13 protein-coding genes are annotated in these 18,231 nt (G+C 45.4%); 6 read left to right on the top strand and 7 right to left on the bottom strand.

The window, feature by feature from the left end:
- The first annotated feature begins 74 nt into the window (after nucleotides 1–74).
- Entirely contained in the window at nucleotides 75–2,684 is a 2,610-nt protein-coding gene (locus NM125_RS01920; protein WP_255132305.1) for a M14 family metallopeptidase, read from the top strand.
- Between the two features lie 60 nt (nucleotides 2,685–2,744).
- Here NM125_RS01920 and NM125_RS01915 read toward each other — a convergent pair whose 3' ends face one another.
- From NM125_RS01915 to NM125_RS01895, 5 genes are all read right to left on the bottom strand, one after another.
- Nucleotides 2,745–4,331: an amidohydrolase family protein gene (locus tag NM125_RS01915; RefSeq protein ID WP_255132303.1), complete on the bottom strand. Its 1,587-nt coding sequence runs from the start codon at nucleotides 4,329–4,331 to the stop codon at nucleotides 2,745–2,747.
- Between the two features lie 71 nt (nucleotides 4,332–4,402).
- Nucleotides 4,403–4,861: a methylated-DNA--[protein]-cysteine S-methyltransferase gene (locus tag NM125_RS01910; protein ID WP_255132301.1), complete on the bottom strand. Its 459-nt coding sequence runs from the start codon at nucleotides 4,859–4,861 to the stop codon at nucleotides 4,403–4,405.
- Between the two features lie 308 nt (nucleotides 4,862–5,169).
- The gene (locus tag NM125_RS01905; RefSeq protein ID WP_255132299.1) at nucleotides 5,170–7,407 is read right to left on the bottom strand and encodes a TonB-dependent receptor; all 2,238 of its coding nucleotides are present in this window, start codon (nucleotides 7,405–7,407) and stop codon (nucleotides 5,170–5,172) included.
- Entirely contained in the window at nucleotides 7,404–7,880 is a 477-nt protein-coding gene (locus tag NM125_RS01900; RefSeq protein ID WP_255132297.1) for a hypothetical protein, read from the bottom strand. The genes NM125_RS01905 and NM125_RS01900 overlap by 4 nt, the downstream gene beginning before the upstream one ends.
- A gap of 70 nt (nucleotides 7,881–7,950) precedes the next feature.
- Nucleotides 7,951–8,259 (bottom strand): hypothetical protein, encoded by a 309-nt coding sequence (locus NM125_RS01895; RefSeq protein ID WP_255132295.1) that lies wholly within the window; start codon nucleotides 8,257–8,259, stop codon nucleotides 7,951–7,953.
- A gap of 110 nt (nucleotides 8,260–8,369) precedes the next feature.
- On the opposite strand from NM125_RS01895, the gene NM125_RS01890 reads away from it, so the two are divergent.
- From NM125_RS01890 to NM125_RS01875, 4 genes are all read left to right on the top strand, one after another.
- A complete protein-coding gene (locus tag NM125_RS01890; protein WP_255132293.1) occupies nucleotides 8,370–8,732 on the top strand; it encodes an ABC transporter permease family protein in 363 nt (120 codons plus the stop codon).
- Nucleotides 8,733–8,892: 160 nt separating this feature from the next.
- Nucleotides 8,893–11,583 carry a pyruvate, phosphate dikinase gene (gene ppdK, locus NM125_RS01885; RefSeq protein ID WP_255132291.1) on the top strand — a complete coding sequence of 897 codons (2,691 nt, stop codon included), beginning with the start codon at nucleotides 8,893–8,895 and terminating at the stop codon, nucleotides 11,581–11,583.
- A gap of 143 nt (nucleotides 11,584–11,726) precedes the next feature.
- Nucleotides 11,727–13,211: a dihydrolipoyl dehydrogenase family protein gene (locus NM125_RS01880; RefSeq protein WP_255132289.1), complete on the top strand. Its 1,485-nt coding sequence runs from the start codon at nucleotides 11,727–11,729 to the stop codon at nucleotides 13,209–13,211.
- Nucleotides 13,212–13,412: 201 nt separating this feature from the next.
- Nucleotides 13,413–13,952, top strand: a complete 540-nt coding sequence (locus tag NM125_RS01875) for an REP-associated tyrosine transposase (RefSeq protein ID WP_255132287.1) — start codon at nucleotides 13,413–13,415, stop codon at nucleotides 13,950–13,952.
- A 123-nt stretch (nucleotides 13,953–14,075) separates the two neighbouring features.
- Here NM125_RS01875 and NM125_RS01870 read toward each other — a convergent pair whose 3' ends face one another.
- Entirely contained in the window at nucleotides 14,076–14,792 is a 717-nt protein-coding gene (locus NM125_RS01870; RefSeq protein ID WP_255132285.1) for a ribonuclease H-like domain-containing protein, read from the bottom strand.
- Nucleotides 14,793–14,875: 83 nt separating this feature from the next.
- The gene (locus NM125_RS01865; protein ID WP_255132284.1) at nucleotides 14,876–15,865 is read right to left on the bottom strand and encodes an asparaginase; all 990 of its coding nucleotides are present in this window, start codon (nucleotides 15,863–15,865) and stop codon (nucleotides 14,876–14,878) included.
- A 234-nt stretch (nucleotides 15,866–16,099) separates the two neighbouring features.
- Between NM125_RS01865 and NM125_RS01860 the strand changes: the two genes are divergently transcribed.
- The gene (locus NM125_RS01860) at nucleotides 16,100–18,226 is read left to right on the top strand and encodes an elongation factor G (RefSeq protein WP_255132282.1); all 2,127 of its coding nucleotides are present in this window, start codon (nucleotides 16,100–16,102) and stop codon (nucleotides 18,224–18,226) included.
- Nucleotides 18,227–18,231: the final 5 nt, after the last annotated feature.

The following is an 18,231-nucleotide window of genomic DNA, read 5'->3' as shown; positions in this document are numbered from 1 at the left end:
TACTCTTATTATAAGGCCAACTTTAAATACAAAGCCATCAGTTATCTGACCGCTGAACGCTAAAAAACCACACTATGAAATCACTGCTAAAACTTCTCTTCGTATCAGGCTTCTTTTTATTGGCGTCAAACCAGGCATTAGCCCAGGATGAATTTGCCTACGAACGGTTCCAGTTTCACCCCAACCTTAGTTATGATTCAGAGATCACCTCTCCTGCAGAATTCCTGGGATATGAACTGGGTGAGGAATATACTTTTCACCACCGGGTGATGGATTACTTTAAACAGCTGGCTGAAGAATCCGGCAGATTGACATTCCACAAGTACGGCACTACATATGAAGGGCGGGGATTGTATTATGCTGTCATCAGCTCGGAGGAAAATCAGGGCAACATCGAGTCAATCCGGCAGGCCAATCTTGAGCTGGCGAATAACCCTGAATCCACCGGAATTGATGATAAACCGGTGGTTGTGTGGCTCAGCTACAATGTGCACGGGAATGAGCCATCAAGCAGTGAGGCAGCAATGCAAACCGCATACCGACTGGTGGCCGGAGCCGATCAGGGAACGGAAAATTGGCTGCAAAATTCGGTAGTTATTATTGACCCGATGATTAATCCGGACGGGCGCGACCGGTATGTGTACTGGTACAAATCTTCCCGGGCAAATGTACTTAATACGAATGCAGATGATCTGGAGCATGATGAAATTTGGCCCGGAGGTCGAACAAACCACTATTGGTTTGACCTGAACCGTGATTGGGTATGGCTGGTTCACCCTGAATCGAAGGGAAGAATTGCCGCTTACCAGCAATGGATGCCCCAGGTGCATATGGATTTTCACGAGCAGGGATTTAATAACAACTATTTTGCCATGCCGGGTACCACTCCCAGAAACCTGGAGCTACCGTCTGAATACGATAAATGGGCAGATACTTTCGGCCGCGGTTTAATAGAAGAACTGGATGAGGCCAGTGTTAATTATGCGACCCGTGAAGCTTTTGACTTCTTTTATCCGGGATATGGCTCCTCTTACCCAAGTATTATGGGAGGAATCGGGATGCTGGCTGAACAGGGAGGCCACAGTCGGGGCGGACGTGCAGTTGAAACCGATGATGGCTATGTGCTGACTCTCCGGCAACGGGTTTTTGATCATTACACCAATGGAGTTTCCATCGTAAAGACGGCTGTTGAGAATAAACAGGGATTGTTGGGTTATTTTCAGGAATCGGTTTCACAGTCGGCTCAAAAAGGAAATACAAAAGCCTACATTCTGCCAAATAACGAAAACGACTACACCTACCAGGTGGTAAACCTGATGCTGAAGCACGGGGTGAAAGTTGAGCAGGCTACCGAGGACTTCACGCAACGGGATTCATACAGCTATTGGGATGGAAGTTCCTCCAACAGAAGATTTACCGCCGGCGATTTCGTTATCAAGACCGATCAACCTAAGCATTTATTCATCAACACCCTGTTCAGAAAGCAGATGGAAATTGAAGATTCGGTTATGTACGACATGGCTACATGGTCGGTGCCACTTGCCTATAACCTGGACGCTGCGTGGACAACACGGGGTGTCGGGGCCTCCACGGAAATGGTTACCGAAGAGTTAGAGTATGAATCCGGACTGGAGAATTCCGGTGCGCAGTATGCCTATGTGATTGACTGGGAACAACGGCATGCACCCAAAGCACTCGCCAAGCTGTGGGATATGGACTATAACGTCCGCAGCGCACGCCGCAGTTTTAATGATGGGAATAAGTCTTATTCAGAAGGCTCGCTTATTGTGTTGGTGGGAAGAAATTATGAGAAAAGAGACCGCATGGCCTCCGACATGCAGAAAATTGCAGAAGAAGCCAATGTTGTGGTGAAAGGATTTAACACCGGACGGATGAGTAAAGGAATGGATTTGGCATCCGGCGACAGCCAGCCCGTAGAGAAACCCAACGTAGCTTTGATGGTAGATTCTCCCTTCAGTTCCTACACTGCAGGTCAGCTTTGGTTTTTATTTGATCAGTGGACCGAGTTGGGCATAAGCCGGATTCGCTCGGGAAGTTTTTCAAGCAGCGATCTGGATGAATACGATGTAATTCTGATGCCTGGAGCCTGGGGTGGATTGAGCAGCGTTTGGGGCGAAAATGAAATGGAAGCTGTGAAAGATTGGGTACGTCGCGGAGGGGTACTGATAGGTACGGAAGGGAGTGCCTCATGGCTGACCAAAGATAAATCAGGTTTTACCGATGTGGAACTCTTTGAAGAAGAGAATGAAGATACCACTAAGGTTGACCCGAAAGCGTACACCAAGTATGCAAACAGAGAGGATGTATTTGGCCTTGAGCGCATTCCGGGATCTGCTTTCAAAGCGATGGTTGATAATACAAACCCGCTGGCTTTTGGAATGCCGGAGCGGCTTTACTCATTGAAATTTGGTGATGATGGACTTGTGCCTTCAACCTCATACCAAACGGTAGGATACTATGTGAAAGAAGCGGATGAAGTATTGGCTTCGGGTTATGCCTCCGAAGAGAATAAAGAAAAAGCAGCCGGAAAAGCTTTTGCGGCGGTAGAAAACATGGGAAGCGGGAAAGTGGTGTTCCTGTTGGATAACACCCAGTACCGCATGTTCTGGGTTGGGCCCAGCCGTATGGTGCAAAATGCGGTAATGTTGCTGCCGGGTATGTAATGCTAAACCACGGAGTGCACAGAAAAGCTCAATGCTGCTCGGTGAACTCCGTGGTTTTCTTTACCAGTCTAAACCGGGTTGAGTAATTTCGAAATCTTCTTCGGCTTTAGCAGCTTCAACCATTTCAGCTACGTCTTTGAGTAGCTCCTTGGCATCAAAAACAATTCCGTCTTTGATGGTATAACGAATGCCGCCCTTGCGAACGGGCTGGTTTTCACCATTCACATAAATAGCACCGGTGCCATAAAGTACTTTCAGATTTTTCATAGGATTGGCGTCAACAATTACCATATCTGCGAGTTTTCCAACCTCAATGGTTCCAAGCTCATCATCCACACCCAACACTTCCGCTGCCTTTAAGGAGGCAGATTGAAAGATTTCCAGCGGGTGGAAACCGGCTTCTCTGAAAAGCTCCATTTCCTGAATGTACCCGAAGCCATACAATTTGTAGATGTAGCCTGCATCAGAGCCGAGAGTAACACGACCGCCTTTATTCTTGTATTCGTTCACAAACTGCAACCACAGATCAAAGTTTTCTTTCCAGGCTATTTCCTGTTCGGTACCCCACTCAATCCAGTATGAACCATGGGAAATGCGGCTTGGGGCATAAAACTTCCATAAAGAGGGAAGCGTATATCTTTCATGCCAGTCGGCCCGGCGCTGGGCACTCAGGTCACGATTAGCTTCGTAAATAGTGAAAGTTGGATTCAGGGTGAAGTCGAGTTCTATCATTTCATCCATCACCGATTCCCAGGTCTCAGAACCGGGAGCTGCGGCTTGTTTCCACAGATTTCCGGCTTCTTCGAACCGATGCTGCTCGTTGTTGTAGTTGTAGTCGAGCGGGTAATCCTGGATGATTCTGTCTTCAAACATGGATTCGGGCAGCCCATACCAGTGGGTCATGGAGGTAAGCCCCAGCTGTGCCGACTTTAGCGCGTCATTGTAAACCACCCGGGTCTGCGCGTGGTGGGTCATTGTACCCAGTCCGAGTTTATTTGCCTCGTCAATTGCAGCAGCATATACCTTTGGGGAAGCCCCAAAAAACTTGATGCCATCGGCTCCTTCTTTGTGAATCATTTGCACCCATTTACGGGCTTGTGCCGCAGTAGTGATAGGACCGTCGTGCCCCATGCCAAACCCTATCCAGGCCGAAATTCGGGGGGCTGTAATTTCATTTTTCTCACTTCTCTCTTTATGGCGGAGTGTCCAGTCCATTCCGTTAAAAGAGCCCGGTTCCCGGATGGAAGTGATGCCGTGAGCCAGCCAGAGTTTATATACATACTCAGGAGTTGTTCCCTGTGCTCCACCTCCGGTATGTGCATGCATATCGAAAAAGCCGGGGAGCATAAACATGCCTTCAGCGTCAATTACTTTTGTATTCTCATCGGCTTCCGGTCGTCGGTTTTCGTTAATAGGTAAATTGGGATAGCCGACGGTTTGGATAGATGCTATTCGGTTTCCTTCAACCACGATATCTACCGGACCGGTAGCGGGAGAGCCGGTGCCGTCAATCAGGTTCACCCCGCGGATGATCAATCGTTCATACGGACCTTCTCCTTCCGAACGGTTGGGAGCATCCGGCATTTGTGCCAGTACGGGCACTGAAAAGGTGGCAATCAATAAAAAAAGTGAGGATAAAAATTTCATAGTGTGAAAGGATGATTGAAAGAATTGGACGGAATGTAATGGTTAGCGGGATATTTCACCGTAAAAAATAGTTATAGCAGAAGGGCACCTTCATGCTTAAGGAGCCACTCCTTTCGCTCTGCACCGCCAGCATAACCCGTGAGTTTATTATCAGCCCCTACTACACGGTGACAGGGAATGACAATGGCTATCGGGTTTTTACCGTTTGCTTTACCTACTGCCTGGGATGCTTTTTCATCCCCAATTTTTTTTGCAATAGCCCCATAGGAAGTGGTTGACCCCTGTGGAATTTCCAGCAGCTGTTTCCAGACTTTTTGCTCAAACCCGGTCCCCTGTGGAAGCAGCTCTAACTGAAAAGAGGCCCGAAGACCTTCAAAATATTCCCGGAGTTGAGTTTTGGCAGATTCGGTGTGAACATCAGGATCTTCAGGCCCGTCAAAATCCATGAATTTGATTTCAGTGATACCATCACCATTCGACAGGATGCGGAGAAAACCGATGGGAGTCTCCAAAAAGCTAACGTAAGTCACGGGCTATTTTTATGAATGATTATTCGCTGGAGAATATAGACTCACAGAGATTTATCAAAATCTTAAAATAAATTTATTCAGCCTGAAAAAATTCACTCGTAAAATACTGAAAAGCAGTGATTTGAAGGGGGAGAAAATTTTTTTAAAAAAAAGTGTAACAAATCCCGTTGCGGTTACTCTTGTAATCAGCTTAAAGGTGAGATTAATGTTTATACCCTAACAGTTAGTCGATTTTTACTCCTTAAAGCTGAAACCTAAAGCTAAGGCCCTGGAACTGAACCTTCCAGGGCTTTTATTTTCAGGGCTTGTTAGAAATAGAGGCGATAGAGCAGGCTTACATTAATGCCGGGCTGTGGTCTCAGGTCTTTGATACGGGAAAGGTGATCATAATATTCAGTGTTTAGCAGGTTGTTCACATTCACCGAAAAGGTATGCAGAAGCTTTCCACCTTCTAACCGGTATTGAGAGAAAGCATCTACCAACAGGTAACGGTCGGTTGGGGTTTCGAATTCACCGGTACGCGTTTGCTCCGCTGAAAACCTAACTCTGCTTCCTATTTCAAATCCACCTTTGGCATACTTAAGAGATGATTTCACTTTGAAAGGAGGAATTTGAGGAAGGGGTCGGGTGTCACCGTTATAACCTGATGTGGCTTGTTCCTGTTCAGAAACATTTCGCTCTCCAAGGGTGTAGCTGATGGATGCATCGATTACAAAATTCAGGAGAAACTGGTATTCGCCTGAAAACTCAGCCCCGTACAATACAGCCTCGGTTCCCACAAACTGATAATTGTTTAAATCAGGCCGGCTGTTATTTCTTTGGCCGGTATCTCTGGCATACAAATAGTTATTGAAGGAATTGTGGAATAAGGCAGCCTCAGCACTGGCTTTGTCTGACTGGTACCTGAGAAATAATTCCTTAGCCAAGCCTCGTTCCGGTTCAAGATCAGGATTGCCAATTTCATAAGAATAGGAAGCAAGGTGAGGCCCTTCAGAATACAGTTCTTCAAGTGAAGGTGCTCTGAATGAATGAAGCAAACTTGTACCGGCAGAAAAACCTTTTCCTAATGAATAAATAGCAGCGAAAGAACTCGATAATGCCGGGAAAGATCGTTCCCTGATATTACCAATGCTTGAATTTGGATCATTTTCCAAGGGCTTATTCAGTACCCAATCGAAGCGAAGACCGGCTTCAAGGTGTAATTTATTGATGTCTTTCTCTTCAATGATATAAGCACCGATTTTATAGCTGTTGGCATCCGGTGTACTTGCTCCTATCACTGCATAGTCTTCAAGTTCACCCCATACTCCAAACGTGCCTTTATCAAGGAAACCAAGCGAATTATGCGTTGCTTTTACTTCGGCATTGGTCGTAACCAGGCCAAACTGAGTGCCCAGTGATCCGTTAGATTCGATTTCACGATGGGTATAATTTTTGATGGAAAAATCGCCTTCAATTACCTGGATGAAATCATTACGAACGAGAATTTCCGATTTGAAATCATACTGAAATTTCTCCATCTCAATATCCACTCCATTGGGATGACCGTTGGGATCAGGCGGAATCCCGTAATTGTTGAGGTACGTGCTGAATGCTCCTCCTAAATATCCCCAGTCCTGCACCCAGCTCAACCCGACGGCGTCATTGGTTGAACGGTAATAGGTATTTTCAATTTGACCCAATGGGGTTCCAACATCACTGGCGGTGCGGCCATTGAGATTTAAGCTGAGGGCAAAATCTTTATACGGAACAGTAGCATCGATAGCCCCGGAAATTCCGGTACTTACAGATTCTCCGTTCAGCGTTACGCTGCCGGTTGTTTTTGAGGGAACCGTGGTTTCAATTTGATTTCGCACGACATTAATTACTCCCCCGATTGCATTTGCTCCATAAGCCAATGCCTGAGGTCCCCGCGCAATTTCAACTTCCTGTGCTGAAATAGGATCGATAGTCACGGCATGGTCGGAAGATTGGGCCGATACATCACCGGACCGAATACCATCTTGTAGTATCAAAACGCGTTCATCTCCAAGTCCCCGTATTACCGGCCGACCGGGAGCTGAACCCATTTTACGTTCATCAAAACCTGCTAAATTGGATAAAGTCTCAGAAAGGGTGTTTCCGAGATTTCTGCGAAGGTCGGATCCAAAAACTTTTTTTGAGGCGTGTTCAAGATTTGATCCTTCAAGATCTTCCTGCTCTCCAACCACATCTACGGATTGAGAGCCTAAGACGGTAGGCCGCAGTTGGATGTTAACTACTTCATCAGCTTCTTTAATGCTGATTTCCTGAGTTTGCGTTCGGTACCCTATCCTATGGATAGAGAGAGTAAAGTTCCCTGCGGGTACGTTTTTAATTTCATATCTGCCGTCAGCATTAGCTACGGCTGTTCGGTTTAGTTCTTCAATATGAACGTAGGCAAAGGATATGGGCTCGCCGGTATCAGCATCTGTGATGAGTCCGGACAATAAATAACTGTCCTCAACGGGAGCACTTCCTAAAAAGAAAGCTCCCGCGAGTAACAGTATTAAGCTACGTATTTTCACTGTCCAGATGCTTCAACATGAACGTGAATACCTTGGGAGGTGAGATCATCATGACCATTATGCATGAGCATAAGTCTCAGATCCGTAATCCCTTCAGCTTCGGCATGAAGATGAAAACTCCATTTTCCGTCTTCAGCATGTTGTTCAAATTCTGCAATACCAGACTCTTCAAACTCATGGCCAAGGGAATATGAATCTTCCTCAGGCTGGAACTCTTCTCCATCATGATCTATGAAGTAAATGGTGATTAAGTCAGTCTCCTGACCGGGTTCTAACTCAAATTCACCGGTAAGATCCTGTTCCGGAAGTTGTTCTACGATGGTTTGTCCATTCATTTTTAAACGGAACCCTTCAGCATCCCCGTGTTCATGGTCATCTGAAGAGGTAGAGTTTGAGCATGCGGTTAAAATTCCTGCGAAAATAAATAGTGTTAATACAGCTTTAGCCGCTGATAAAAAGGATACTTTTTTCATGGGTAAAATGATTTAAATAAGTTGGTAAATAATATAACGGGCCAAAATGCGGCCGGATTTAGTGGCTTACTTAAATCAATGCGGGTGGGGAACGACCCAGAAGAGGAGTGAATGGTTCATCGGAAAAGTGGAAATCCATTACCGAAATCAGCACTTCCTGATATTCCAAAATGTGAATGAAAGGTGCCGGATTTGTATCCGAAGTGTAAGAACTTATCGTACAAACCGGGCAAACGGGATCAGATTCGGTATAATGCTGTTCGTTGGCATGATGCAGACATTCCAAGCCATCACTATGGTAGTGAGCCATAGAAGAAAGCAATCCTGCTACTGCAAGCAGCAAAAAAGCAACAGATATGTAATTTCTAAATCTGTTCAATGCATTATCTCGTATTATACGGTAAGAATTTAATGCTTAATATCATCAAAACAAGGCTAATTAGTCTATATTCGTTCGCAACTATTACACAATTTAAAACTTGCTGATCTATGGCTGAATTTTTTGAAATTGCAAAGGAATGGTTTTTTACTCTGGGGGAAGATTACGGGGTGAACCCCATAATTTTTGGGAGTATTTATGTAGGAGCGATTCCTTTTTTTACGCTGAGTATCGGCTGGTTAGTAAAGAATTACCGGCAGCAAAAGTCGATTGTTTTACCGGCACTGAGTTCTACGTTCTTTTTCATATCCGCTTATCTGTATTTAATCATTGCCGGCGAAAATGTACCCTGGTGGGTGTATGGGGTGGTGGTAATGATGATTGGCTATGGGGCCTGGTCAACCTATCAAAAAGTTAAAAATAAGATCGAAGATGTGGCTCCCGAAATAGATTCCAACGAACTTCCGGGCTGAAAGAGCCTCTTCATCGCTTTTCTGAGCCATATACATAAACCCTTCACATTACTTTTGAATACTACAACTGTTCGGTCTTAGAGGCTGGGTTGAATGAAGTCGGTACATCAGCCGGGCAAAAGGCCTTGTTTATAATCACAAAGTACAGAGAGGTATTGCTATGGCTAATTTTGAAAAATTTGTTTATCGCTTCGGTAAATTCAGCACAGATGGAAATAGAGAAATGAAACATCTGTTGGGGGGTAAAGGAGCAAATCTTGCTGAAATGAGCACCATCGGAATTCCGGTTCCTCCCGGATTTACCATTTCTACAGAGGCATGTAAGAAAACAATTGACAACCGAATGGAATGGCCCGAAAACCTGATTGATCAGGTTAGGGAAGGGGTTAAACATATTGAAACCGAGATGGGCTTAAAGCTGGGTAATGAAGAGGACCCTTTGTTGATTTCGGTACGATCGGGTGCCGCCGTTTCCATGCCGGGAATGATGGATACTATTCTTAATCTTGGAATTAATGATGAAGTTGTAGAAGCGATTATCAGAAAAACGGGCAACGAGCGATTTGCTTACGACAGTTACCGCCGGTTTATTGATATGTTTGGGGATGTGGTGATGGGGGTAACCCACGATCATTTTGAAGAAGCTATTGAGAAGCTGAAGAAAGAAGTGGGCGTTAAAGAAGACCTTGAATTGACCGCATCTCACCTACGGGAGTTAACGGATCGGTATAAAGCGATTTATCGAAAAATAACCGGGCACATGTTTCCGGATGATCCCATGGAGCAACTCCGGTTTGCCATAAATGCCGTGTTCAATTCGTGGAATAGCGCACGAGCTATAAAGTACCGTCAAATCAGTAATATTCATGGTTTAATAGGCACGGCGGTAAACGTGCAGGCTATGGTGTTTGGAAATATGGGAGAGAAAAGCGGAACGGGCGTTTGCTTTACCCGAAACCCGGCTACCGGCGAATCAAAGCTATATGGTGAGTTCCTGCTGAATGCCCAGGGTGAAGATGTTGTAGCAGGGATCCGTACGCCAAACCCTATTGCAGAGTTAGAAGAAAGAAATCCTGAGATCTATAAGGAACTGGTTAGCTATACCGGAAGTCTTGAATCGCATTATAAAAATATGCAGGACATTGAGTTTACTATTCAGGATGGCAACCTGTTTATTCTCCAAACCAGAAACGGAAAACGAACAGGAGCTGCTGCAGTCAAAATTGCGGTCGATTTAGTTGAAGAAAAGATCCTTTCCAAAGATGAAGCTATTCGGGACCTGGTTGACCCGGAACACATCGAACAGCTTTTGCATCCTCAGTTTAAAGATGGGGAGCAGGCAGAAAATACCATACTGGGAAGCGGGTTACCGGCTTCTCCAGGAGCAGCGGTAGGGAAAGTTGTGTTCGATTCTAAAAAAGCCGAAGAAGCAGGTAAGGACAACGAGCCCGTTATCCTGGTCAGGATTGAAACCAGCCCGGAAGATGTGGGTGGAATGTCTTCTGCTGAAGGTATTCTAACATCCCGAGGAGGGATGACCAGTCACGCCGCTGTTGTGGCCCGCGGATGGGGTAAACCTTGCGTGGCCGGTTGCAGTGATATTGTGATCAATTACAAAACACGATCGTTTACCAATGGAGAGGTAACGGTAAAAGAAGGCGATTGGATTTCACTGAATGGTAATACCGGGAAAGTGATACTGGGTAAAAAAGAGTTGTCTAAACCTGAGTTCAGTGAGGAATACCAAACCTTTATGGATTGGGTAACTGATATTGAGCTGATGAAAGTCCGAACCAATGCTGAAACTCCGGAGGATGCACAGGTTGCCCGCTCTTACGGAGCAAAAGGTATTGGTCTTGCCCGCACCGAACATATGTTCTTTAAGCCCGGTCGCGTCAATTTTATGCGTAAAATGATTATAGCGGAGTCTAAAGAAGAGCGTGTTGCAGCTTTAAGCAACTTACTTCCATTCCAGAAGCAGGATTTTGCTGAAATTTTTGAGGCTATGGAAGGACTACCTGTTACTATTCGGCTGCTCGATCCGCCACTTCATGAATTTCTTCCACAGGAAAAAGAGGAAATCGGAAAAGTGGCCGGCGAGCTGGGAGTGACACCAGACAAGCTCCTGCAGAAAGTAAACCAGTTGAAAGAGTTCAACCCCATGTTAGGACACCGTGGTTGCCGGTTGGGAATCACCTACCCTGAAATAACCGAAATGCAGACCCGCGCTATTATTGAAGCGGCTATAGAATTGGTTGAACAAGGCAAGGAAGTGTTCCCCGAAATAATGATTCCTCTGGTAGGAAGCGTAGAGGAATTTGTGAACCAGCGGGAGGTTGTTGACAGAGTTGCCCAAGAGATACTGGCTGATGCCGGTGTAGAACTGGATTACAAAGTAGGAACCATGATCGAGATACCAAGAGCGGCTATTTTGGCGGATCAAATAGCTGAAAAAGCAGATTTCTTCTCCTTTGGAACCAATGACCTGACACAGCTAACCTATGGTTTCAGCCGTGATGATGCCGCAAAATTCTTACCGGATTATATTGAAAGGGGCATTCTGAAGCAGGACCCTTTCCAGGTGTTGGATGAAGAAGGAGTGGGGCAGTTTGTTCAGGCCGGAACGCGTTTGGGCAGAATGGTGAACTCAACACTAAAAGTGGGAATTTGCGGTGAACACGGTGGAGATCCATCCAGCGTTCATTTTGCATACAACACCGGTTTGGATTATGTGTCCTGTTCCCCATTCCGGGTACCTGTGGCACACCTTGCCTCTGCTCAGGCAGTACTCAGAAAAAACAAGGAAGAAGACGAAAACTCCGATAAACCCATGCCTACAGTGCGTGCATAACAAAATCAGTTAATCAATCCGGCTGTAAATTATTGATCTCCGAAGTGCTTGCATTTTATATGATGAGTAAAGATATATTGTATGAAATGAAGTAAGCATACAGATGGTTAGGTCATCTCTATCTAAAAAGGAGACATTGATTTATGGCTGGATATGATTTTGATATGATTGTAATTGGCGGGGGAGCTGCCGGCTTAACAGCTTCGGGGATAGCGGCTAATTTTGGAGCAAAAACCATGATGGTTGAAGCCGACCGGTTAGGTGGCGATTGCACATGGACGGGCTGTATTCCTTCCAAAACCCTGCTCAAAGCCGGAAAAGTGGCTTGCCAAATTAAAGATGCCGGAAAGTACGGGCTGATTGATGCCGAGCCGAATATCGATTTCAAAAAGGTGATGCAACACGTGGACCACGTCCGCAAAGAAGTGTATCACGATGCGGACCGGCCGGAGATTTTTGAAGACATGGGCATTGAAGTGGTTCACGGGCTGGCTTCTTTTAAAGATGATCATACCATTGAAATTGAATATAAGGATGGCAGAACAAGAGCAGTATCATCCAAATATTTCATTATTGCTACCGGAGCCAAAGCATTTGTGCCACCGATAGATGGAATCGAAGAGGTGGACTACCTGACAAATGAAAGCCTTTTTGAGATAGAAGATTTACCTGAAGAGTTACTGATTATCGGTGGCGGACCTATTGGTACGGAAATGTCTCAGGCTTTTGTAAACCTGGGATCAGAAGTTACCATTATTGATATGGCCGACCGAATTTTAGCGAATGACGATCCGGAGTTGGTTGACATACTACACGATGAGTTGAAGAAACAGGGCGTGAATTACCAATTGAACGCTTCAGTAAAAAAGGTGATGCAGGACGGAAATAGAATTAAAGTACAGGTTGAAATTAAGGGCGAAGAGAAAGTGATTGAAGGGGATGCTCTTTTAATGGCAACGGGACGAAGAGCCAATACCTCTTCACTGAACTTGGAAGCAGCCGGAGTAAAAACAGATAAAGGGAACATTGTAGTAGATGAATCCTGCCGAAGCAGTCAATCTAATATTTATGCCGCCGGCGATGTGACGGGACGATATCAGTTCACCCATATGAGCGAGCATATGGCCAAGATCGCAGCTACAAAAGCTCTGCTAAAAGTAGTACCCATGAAGATTGAAAAAGATATGGTGTCGTGGGTCACCTTTACAGATCCGGAATTGGCTCATGTTGGCAAAACGGAGAAGCAGCTAAAAGAGGAAGGCGAAAAATATGAGGTTTATCGATTTCCTTATTCCAAAATCGATCGGGCGGTGGCTGAAGGAGAGACTACCGGCCTGGTTAAAGTCTTCGCTAAGAAATTATCGGGTAAAATCCTTGGAGCTACAGCAGTGGGAGCTCATGCCGGAGAATTTATCTCTGAATATGCCGTGGCGATTAAAAACGGGGTATCTATGCGGGGCATTGCGGATACCATTCACCCATACCCCAGCTGGGGATTGGGGGCACGTCGCGCTGCCGATCAGTGGTATATCAAGAACCAAAGCAAGTGGTCGGTGAAGCTGATTAAAACTATTTTTGGCTATCGGGGAGATACCCCTGATTACAGCGACCCGGACCGGGTGGTATAATATGGTAAGAAGGGTTCGTTCCGACGCAGAGCGTCAGAACGAGGGAAAAAACCAGCTATGTCGAATAAGTGCCCAACGAGCTACTACCGAATTTAAACTACTCTCTGGCTAAGACGCTCTGCGTCGTGGCTAATAAGGCAAGGAAAATTATTCTGTAAGGAATTGACTTCCAATCGCTCTTACCAATAAAAAAGATTGAAAATGGGTAGAAGCCGATATAAAATATTAGATGAGAGATACCCGTATTTCATTACATCATCGATCGTCAATGGGTACAACTTATTAAGTGAAAAACGATTTCGGGATATTTTGTTAGATGGGTTAAATTTTCTGAGCAGAGAGAGGAGAATCAAGCTTTACGCTTATGTGATTATGTCGAATCATATACATTTCATTTCGAAAGGAAATAATCTTTCTAAGTGTATTGCAGGATTTAAATCATTTACGGCACGTCAGATTATTGATTCTATGATTGAAGATGGAAATAAGTATTGGTTAAATAGATTAAAGGAAGCAAGAGTTAACAATAGAACAGACAGGGAATATCAACTTTGGGCGGAGGGTTTTCACCCAAAACAAATATTTTCAGATGAAGTTATGGAGCAAAAGTTGAATTACATTCACTACAATCCGGTCAAAGCAGGATTGGTTCGGAGAGAATCGGATTGGAGGTATTCTTCTTATGGGGATTATAATTGTGATTCAACGGGATATGTAGATATTGATGTATATCGGGGGTAAGTTCGTTCCGACGCAGAGCGTCAGAACGAGTGGTGAAGTAAAAATAGCTGATTCTTAATCAGCATAAGCTTCATCCTCATGATGAAAAACCACCTCGCTATGACGCTCTGCGTCGTAGCGAATCTACGTAGGCGGGCCGGACTGAATCTCTTCCAACTTACTCATTGCCCGGTCTTTCAGGTTATTGAACTGGTCTTCGGGAATATGTCCTGCTGTGTATTGGTGGTACAGCCACACGATATAGGTGGCCATTACATCTTCGTAGCAGTAATGCTCAATCAGGTCAAGTTCACCCCGTTGGAACATCGCCAGCACTTCATTTCCCTCCCCGGTTTGTTTGAAGGGAATGCCAATAAGCTGACCCAAATGTTTGAGTTTGGGCCAGGAACTAGCTCCGTAATTACTGAATTCATCTACCAGGTCTACATTGTGCCGGCTGTAGCGGTAGCGAATATCATAATCGTGCATACGAACCGGCATTTGTAGTCCGTGCTTCATCGCACGGTAGGTTAGCACAGGAATATCAAAACCTTTTCCGTTATGGTGAATTAGGCCAAAGTCTTTATAGGTACCTATTGCATCAAAAATCTGTTTGAGACCTTCCTTTTCATCCTCGCCACTCCAGGCCACTTTTTGTTTAGGTCCGCCGGTATTCTCAATCCAAAGTCCAACCCAAGAAACCATTCGGTGATACATAGGAGGAAGGAAACCTGATTTATTTCTGGCTAATTCCTCACTCGCCTTTTCCAGTAACAGCTCCTGATCAGAATCCTGGTCATTAAGTACCCGGCGTATGAAATCAAAATCCGGAACGGTCTCTACATCAAAAATAAAAAACATGGTGAAGGTGTTAGGTGCAAGTTTTAGGTGTTAGGTTTTGGATGAAGCCTTCCTAAAACCTTGAGACTAACACCTAAAACCTATTACAGTTCCCCGGCCAGCGATTGCTGGAAACGTTGTTCAATATCGGTTTTGGAATCGTAATGTGCTAATAAAAACATGAGTTTGGTTACAGCGGCTTCCAAGGTAAGATCATTCCCACTAATGGCACCGTGTTCTAAAGCTGCTCGCCCTGCGGAGTATTGGGTGAGATCGACCGAATCATAATCGGCTTGGGAGACGATGGCTATAATCACATCTTGATCCCTGCATTTATCCAGAAAAGGAAGCAGGCTCTTTTCACCTTTCACGCAGAAATTCCCGCTTCCGAATGCCCGAAGAATTACTGCACACACGTTGTCCAGCTTCAAATCCATCAAAAGCTTGGGATTCAGGTTGGGGTGAGCCGTAAGCACAAAAACCTCATCGGAATATTTGGCTACGTTCTCAAAATTCCCGTTTCCGAATTGCTCCTGAACGAGGGATTCAATCTGAATTCCTATATCAGCAAGAGGGGAGAAGTTGGGAGAGCCGAAAGCATCAAAATCGCCAATACTGAGTTTGGTGGCTCGATTCCCACGATAAAGTGCATCGTTGAAACAGATGCCGACTTCCTTAAAATCCATCGTAGCCAATTCGATGGCGTTTACCAGGTTCCGGCGGGCATCACTGCGAATGGTACTCATGGGCAGCTGCGATCCGGTAAAGATGACGGGCTTGCCCAGGTTCTTCAGCCCAAAGCTAAGAGCCGATGCAGAATAAGCCATAGTATCGGTTCCGTGCAGAATCACAAACCCGTCGAACTCATCATATTTTTCTTCAATACAACCGGCCAGTTTCACCCAGTGCCAGGCATTCAAATCCGAACTATCCTCGAAGAAAAGGGGGAAAGTGACAATCTCAGCAATTTCGTTTAACTCCGGAATCTCTTCATACAACACCTTCGACCACCGCTCCGGATCCAGCTCAACACCAGCTCCTTTAGCGTTCATGGCAATGGTTCCCCCGGTCTGTATTAATAAAATCTTTTTCATGTTGATTTATTCGTGACTCCGTTTATTTTTGATCTTCACATTCTATTCAAAAAGAATGGGTACTGTTCATTGAATTTTTGGCGCAAAAGCTGGTCGCGCTTTTTGACAAGTTAAGCTGCTATCAATAAACATAGCAGAAATTTTGCCACTAAAGCACCAAGGCACTAAAAGTAATTAATTATTTCGTGTTTTAGATATTTAGTAGCAGTTGAAAAATGAGAAAAAGGAGTTACCATGAAAGTTTATAATCCTACCCGTATCCGTAATGTTGTTCTGTTGGGGCATTCAGGCTCCGGAAAAACAACGTTAGCCGAAACGATGCTTTTCGAAGCCGGAGCCATTAACCGACGAGGATCGATAGAAGAAAAGAATACCGTTTCTGATTACCACAGCCTGGAAAAGGAAAAGCAGAAATCAATTTTCTCGTCTTTCATGAACCTGGACTGGCGGGGCCATAAAATTAATCTTATCGACACACCTGGAACATCGGATTATATCGGGGAGGTGGCGGGAGCCGTTCGTATCGCAGATACCGCTATTTTTGTGCTAAACTCGGAACAGGGGGTTGAAACAGCTACCGATTCACTCTGGAAATACGTTCAAAAGTACAGCGTGCCTTCCATGTTTGTTGTCAATAAACCGGATACGGATCAGTCTGATTTCTGGAAGACTGTTGACGAAGCCAAAGAACATTTTGGACGCCAGGTAACCGTGGTGCAGTATCCATTCAGTGAAGGACCTGATTTCCACGCAATCATCGATGTTCTTCGCATGACGATGTACGAATTCCCCGAGAAAGGGGGCAAGCCGGATAAACTGCCGATCCCTGAATCGCAACAGGCCCGTGCCCAGCAGCTGCATCAGGAACTGGTTGAAACCATTGCCGAAAATGACGAAACCCTGATGGACATCTATTTTGAGCAAGGGGAGCTGGACGAAGAACAAATGCAAAAGGGATTACATATCTCACTGGTAAACGGTCAGATTTTTCCACTGTTTGTAAACTGTGCGGCCAAGAATATGGGAACCGGCCGGGTAATGGGATTCCTCGATGATGTGGCTCCTAATCCACTGGAAGGAAATCCTCCAAAAACTGAAGATGGAGAAGTTTTTGAACTGGACCCGGAAGGCAAGCCCGTGATGTTTTTATTCAAGACGCATTCCGAGTCACATGTCGGAGATTTGATCTATTTCAAAACTTACGGCGGTTCCATCAGGCCGGGAATGGATTTGATCAACAGCTCCAATGATTCCTCAGTACGCCTTGGAAGCTTATTCCTGACTGAAGGGCATAAGCGTATCGAGATAAGTGAAATTCAAACCGGAGATATCGGAGCTGTGGTGAAGCTGAAGGATGGAGAAGTCAACGACACCCTCCACGAAAAAGGGCATGAAGTTAAACTACAAGGTATCCAGTTTCCTCCAACAACAATACGTACAGCCGTGAAGCTGAAGAAGGAGGGAGAGGAGGATAAGCTGGGACATGCGCTCCATCAGATTCACCGGGAAGATCCTTCGGTGGTTATTGAGCACAGTCAGGAACTGCGGCAGGTTATAATTCATGGTCAGGGTGAGGAACATCTGGCCGTGATTGAAGATCAGCTAAAGAACCGGTTTAAGCTGGATGTGGAATTCATCACTCCAAAAATTCCATATCGAGAAACCATTACCAAAGGAGTGAAGTCTCAATACAAACACAAAAAACAATCAGGTGGAGCCGGGCAATTTGCGGAGGTTCATCTTTTGATTGAGCCATACACAGAAGGAATGCCTCCACCGAGTGACCTCAAGGTTCGGGATGTTCAGGAGCACGAACTGGATTGGGGCGGCAAGCTGGTGTTTCAGAACTGCATTGTGGGTGGGGTGATTGATAACCGGTTTATGCCGGCTATTCTCAAAGGAGTGATGGAGAAAATGGAGAACGGTCCTATGAGTGGTTGTCGAGCTCGTGATATCCGGGTTTCCGTTTTTGACGGATCGATGCACTCGGTAGATTCCAACGAAGCGGCCTTCAAAACGGCAGCCCGAATGGCATTCCGGGATGGTTTTATGCAGGCAAATCCTCAGCTGATGGAGCCGGTTTATGAAATTGAAGTTACCGTTCCTTCCGACTTTATGGGGGACGTGATGAGCGACCTGAGCACCCGGCGCGGGCAGATTCAGGGAATGGATGGAGAGGGTTCGATTCAGAAGATAAAAGCCCATGTGCCGCTGGAAGAGCTGGATCACTATTCAACCCGACTGAAATCCATGACCCAGGGAAGTGCAACCTATACGCGTGAGTTCTCTCACTATGCCCAGGTTCCTCATGATGTTCAAAAACGAGTGGTTGAGCAGAATCTGGAGCTTCAGGAAGCCTGAAGAAC

Source organism: Gracilimonas sediminicola (assembly GCF_024320785.1).
GTDB lineage: Bacteria > Bacteroidota > Rhodothermia > Balneolales > Balneolaceae > Gracilimonas > Gracilimonas sediminicola.
This window is presented reverse-complemented; position numbering and strand designations above follow the sequence as displayed.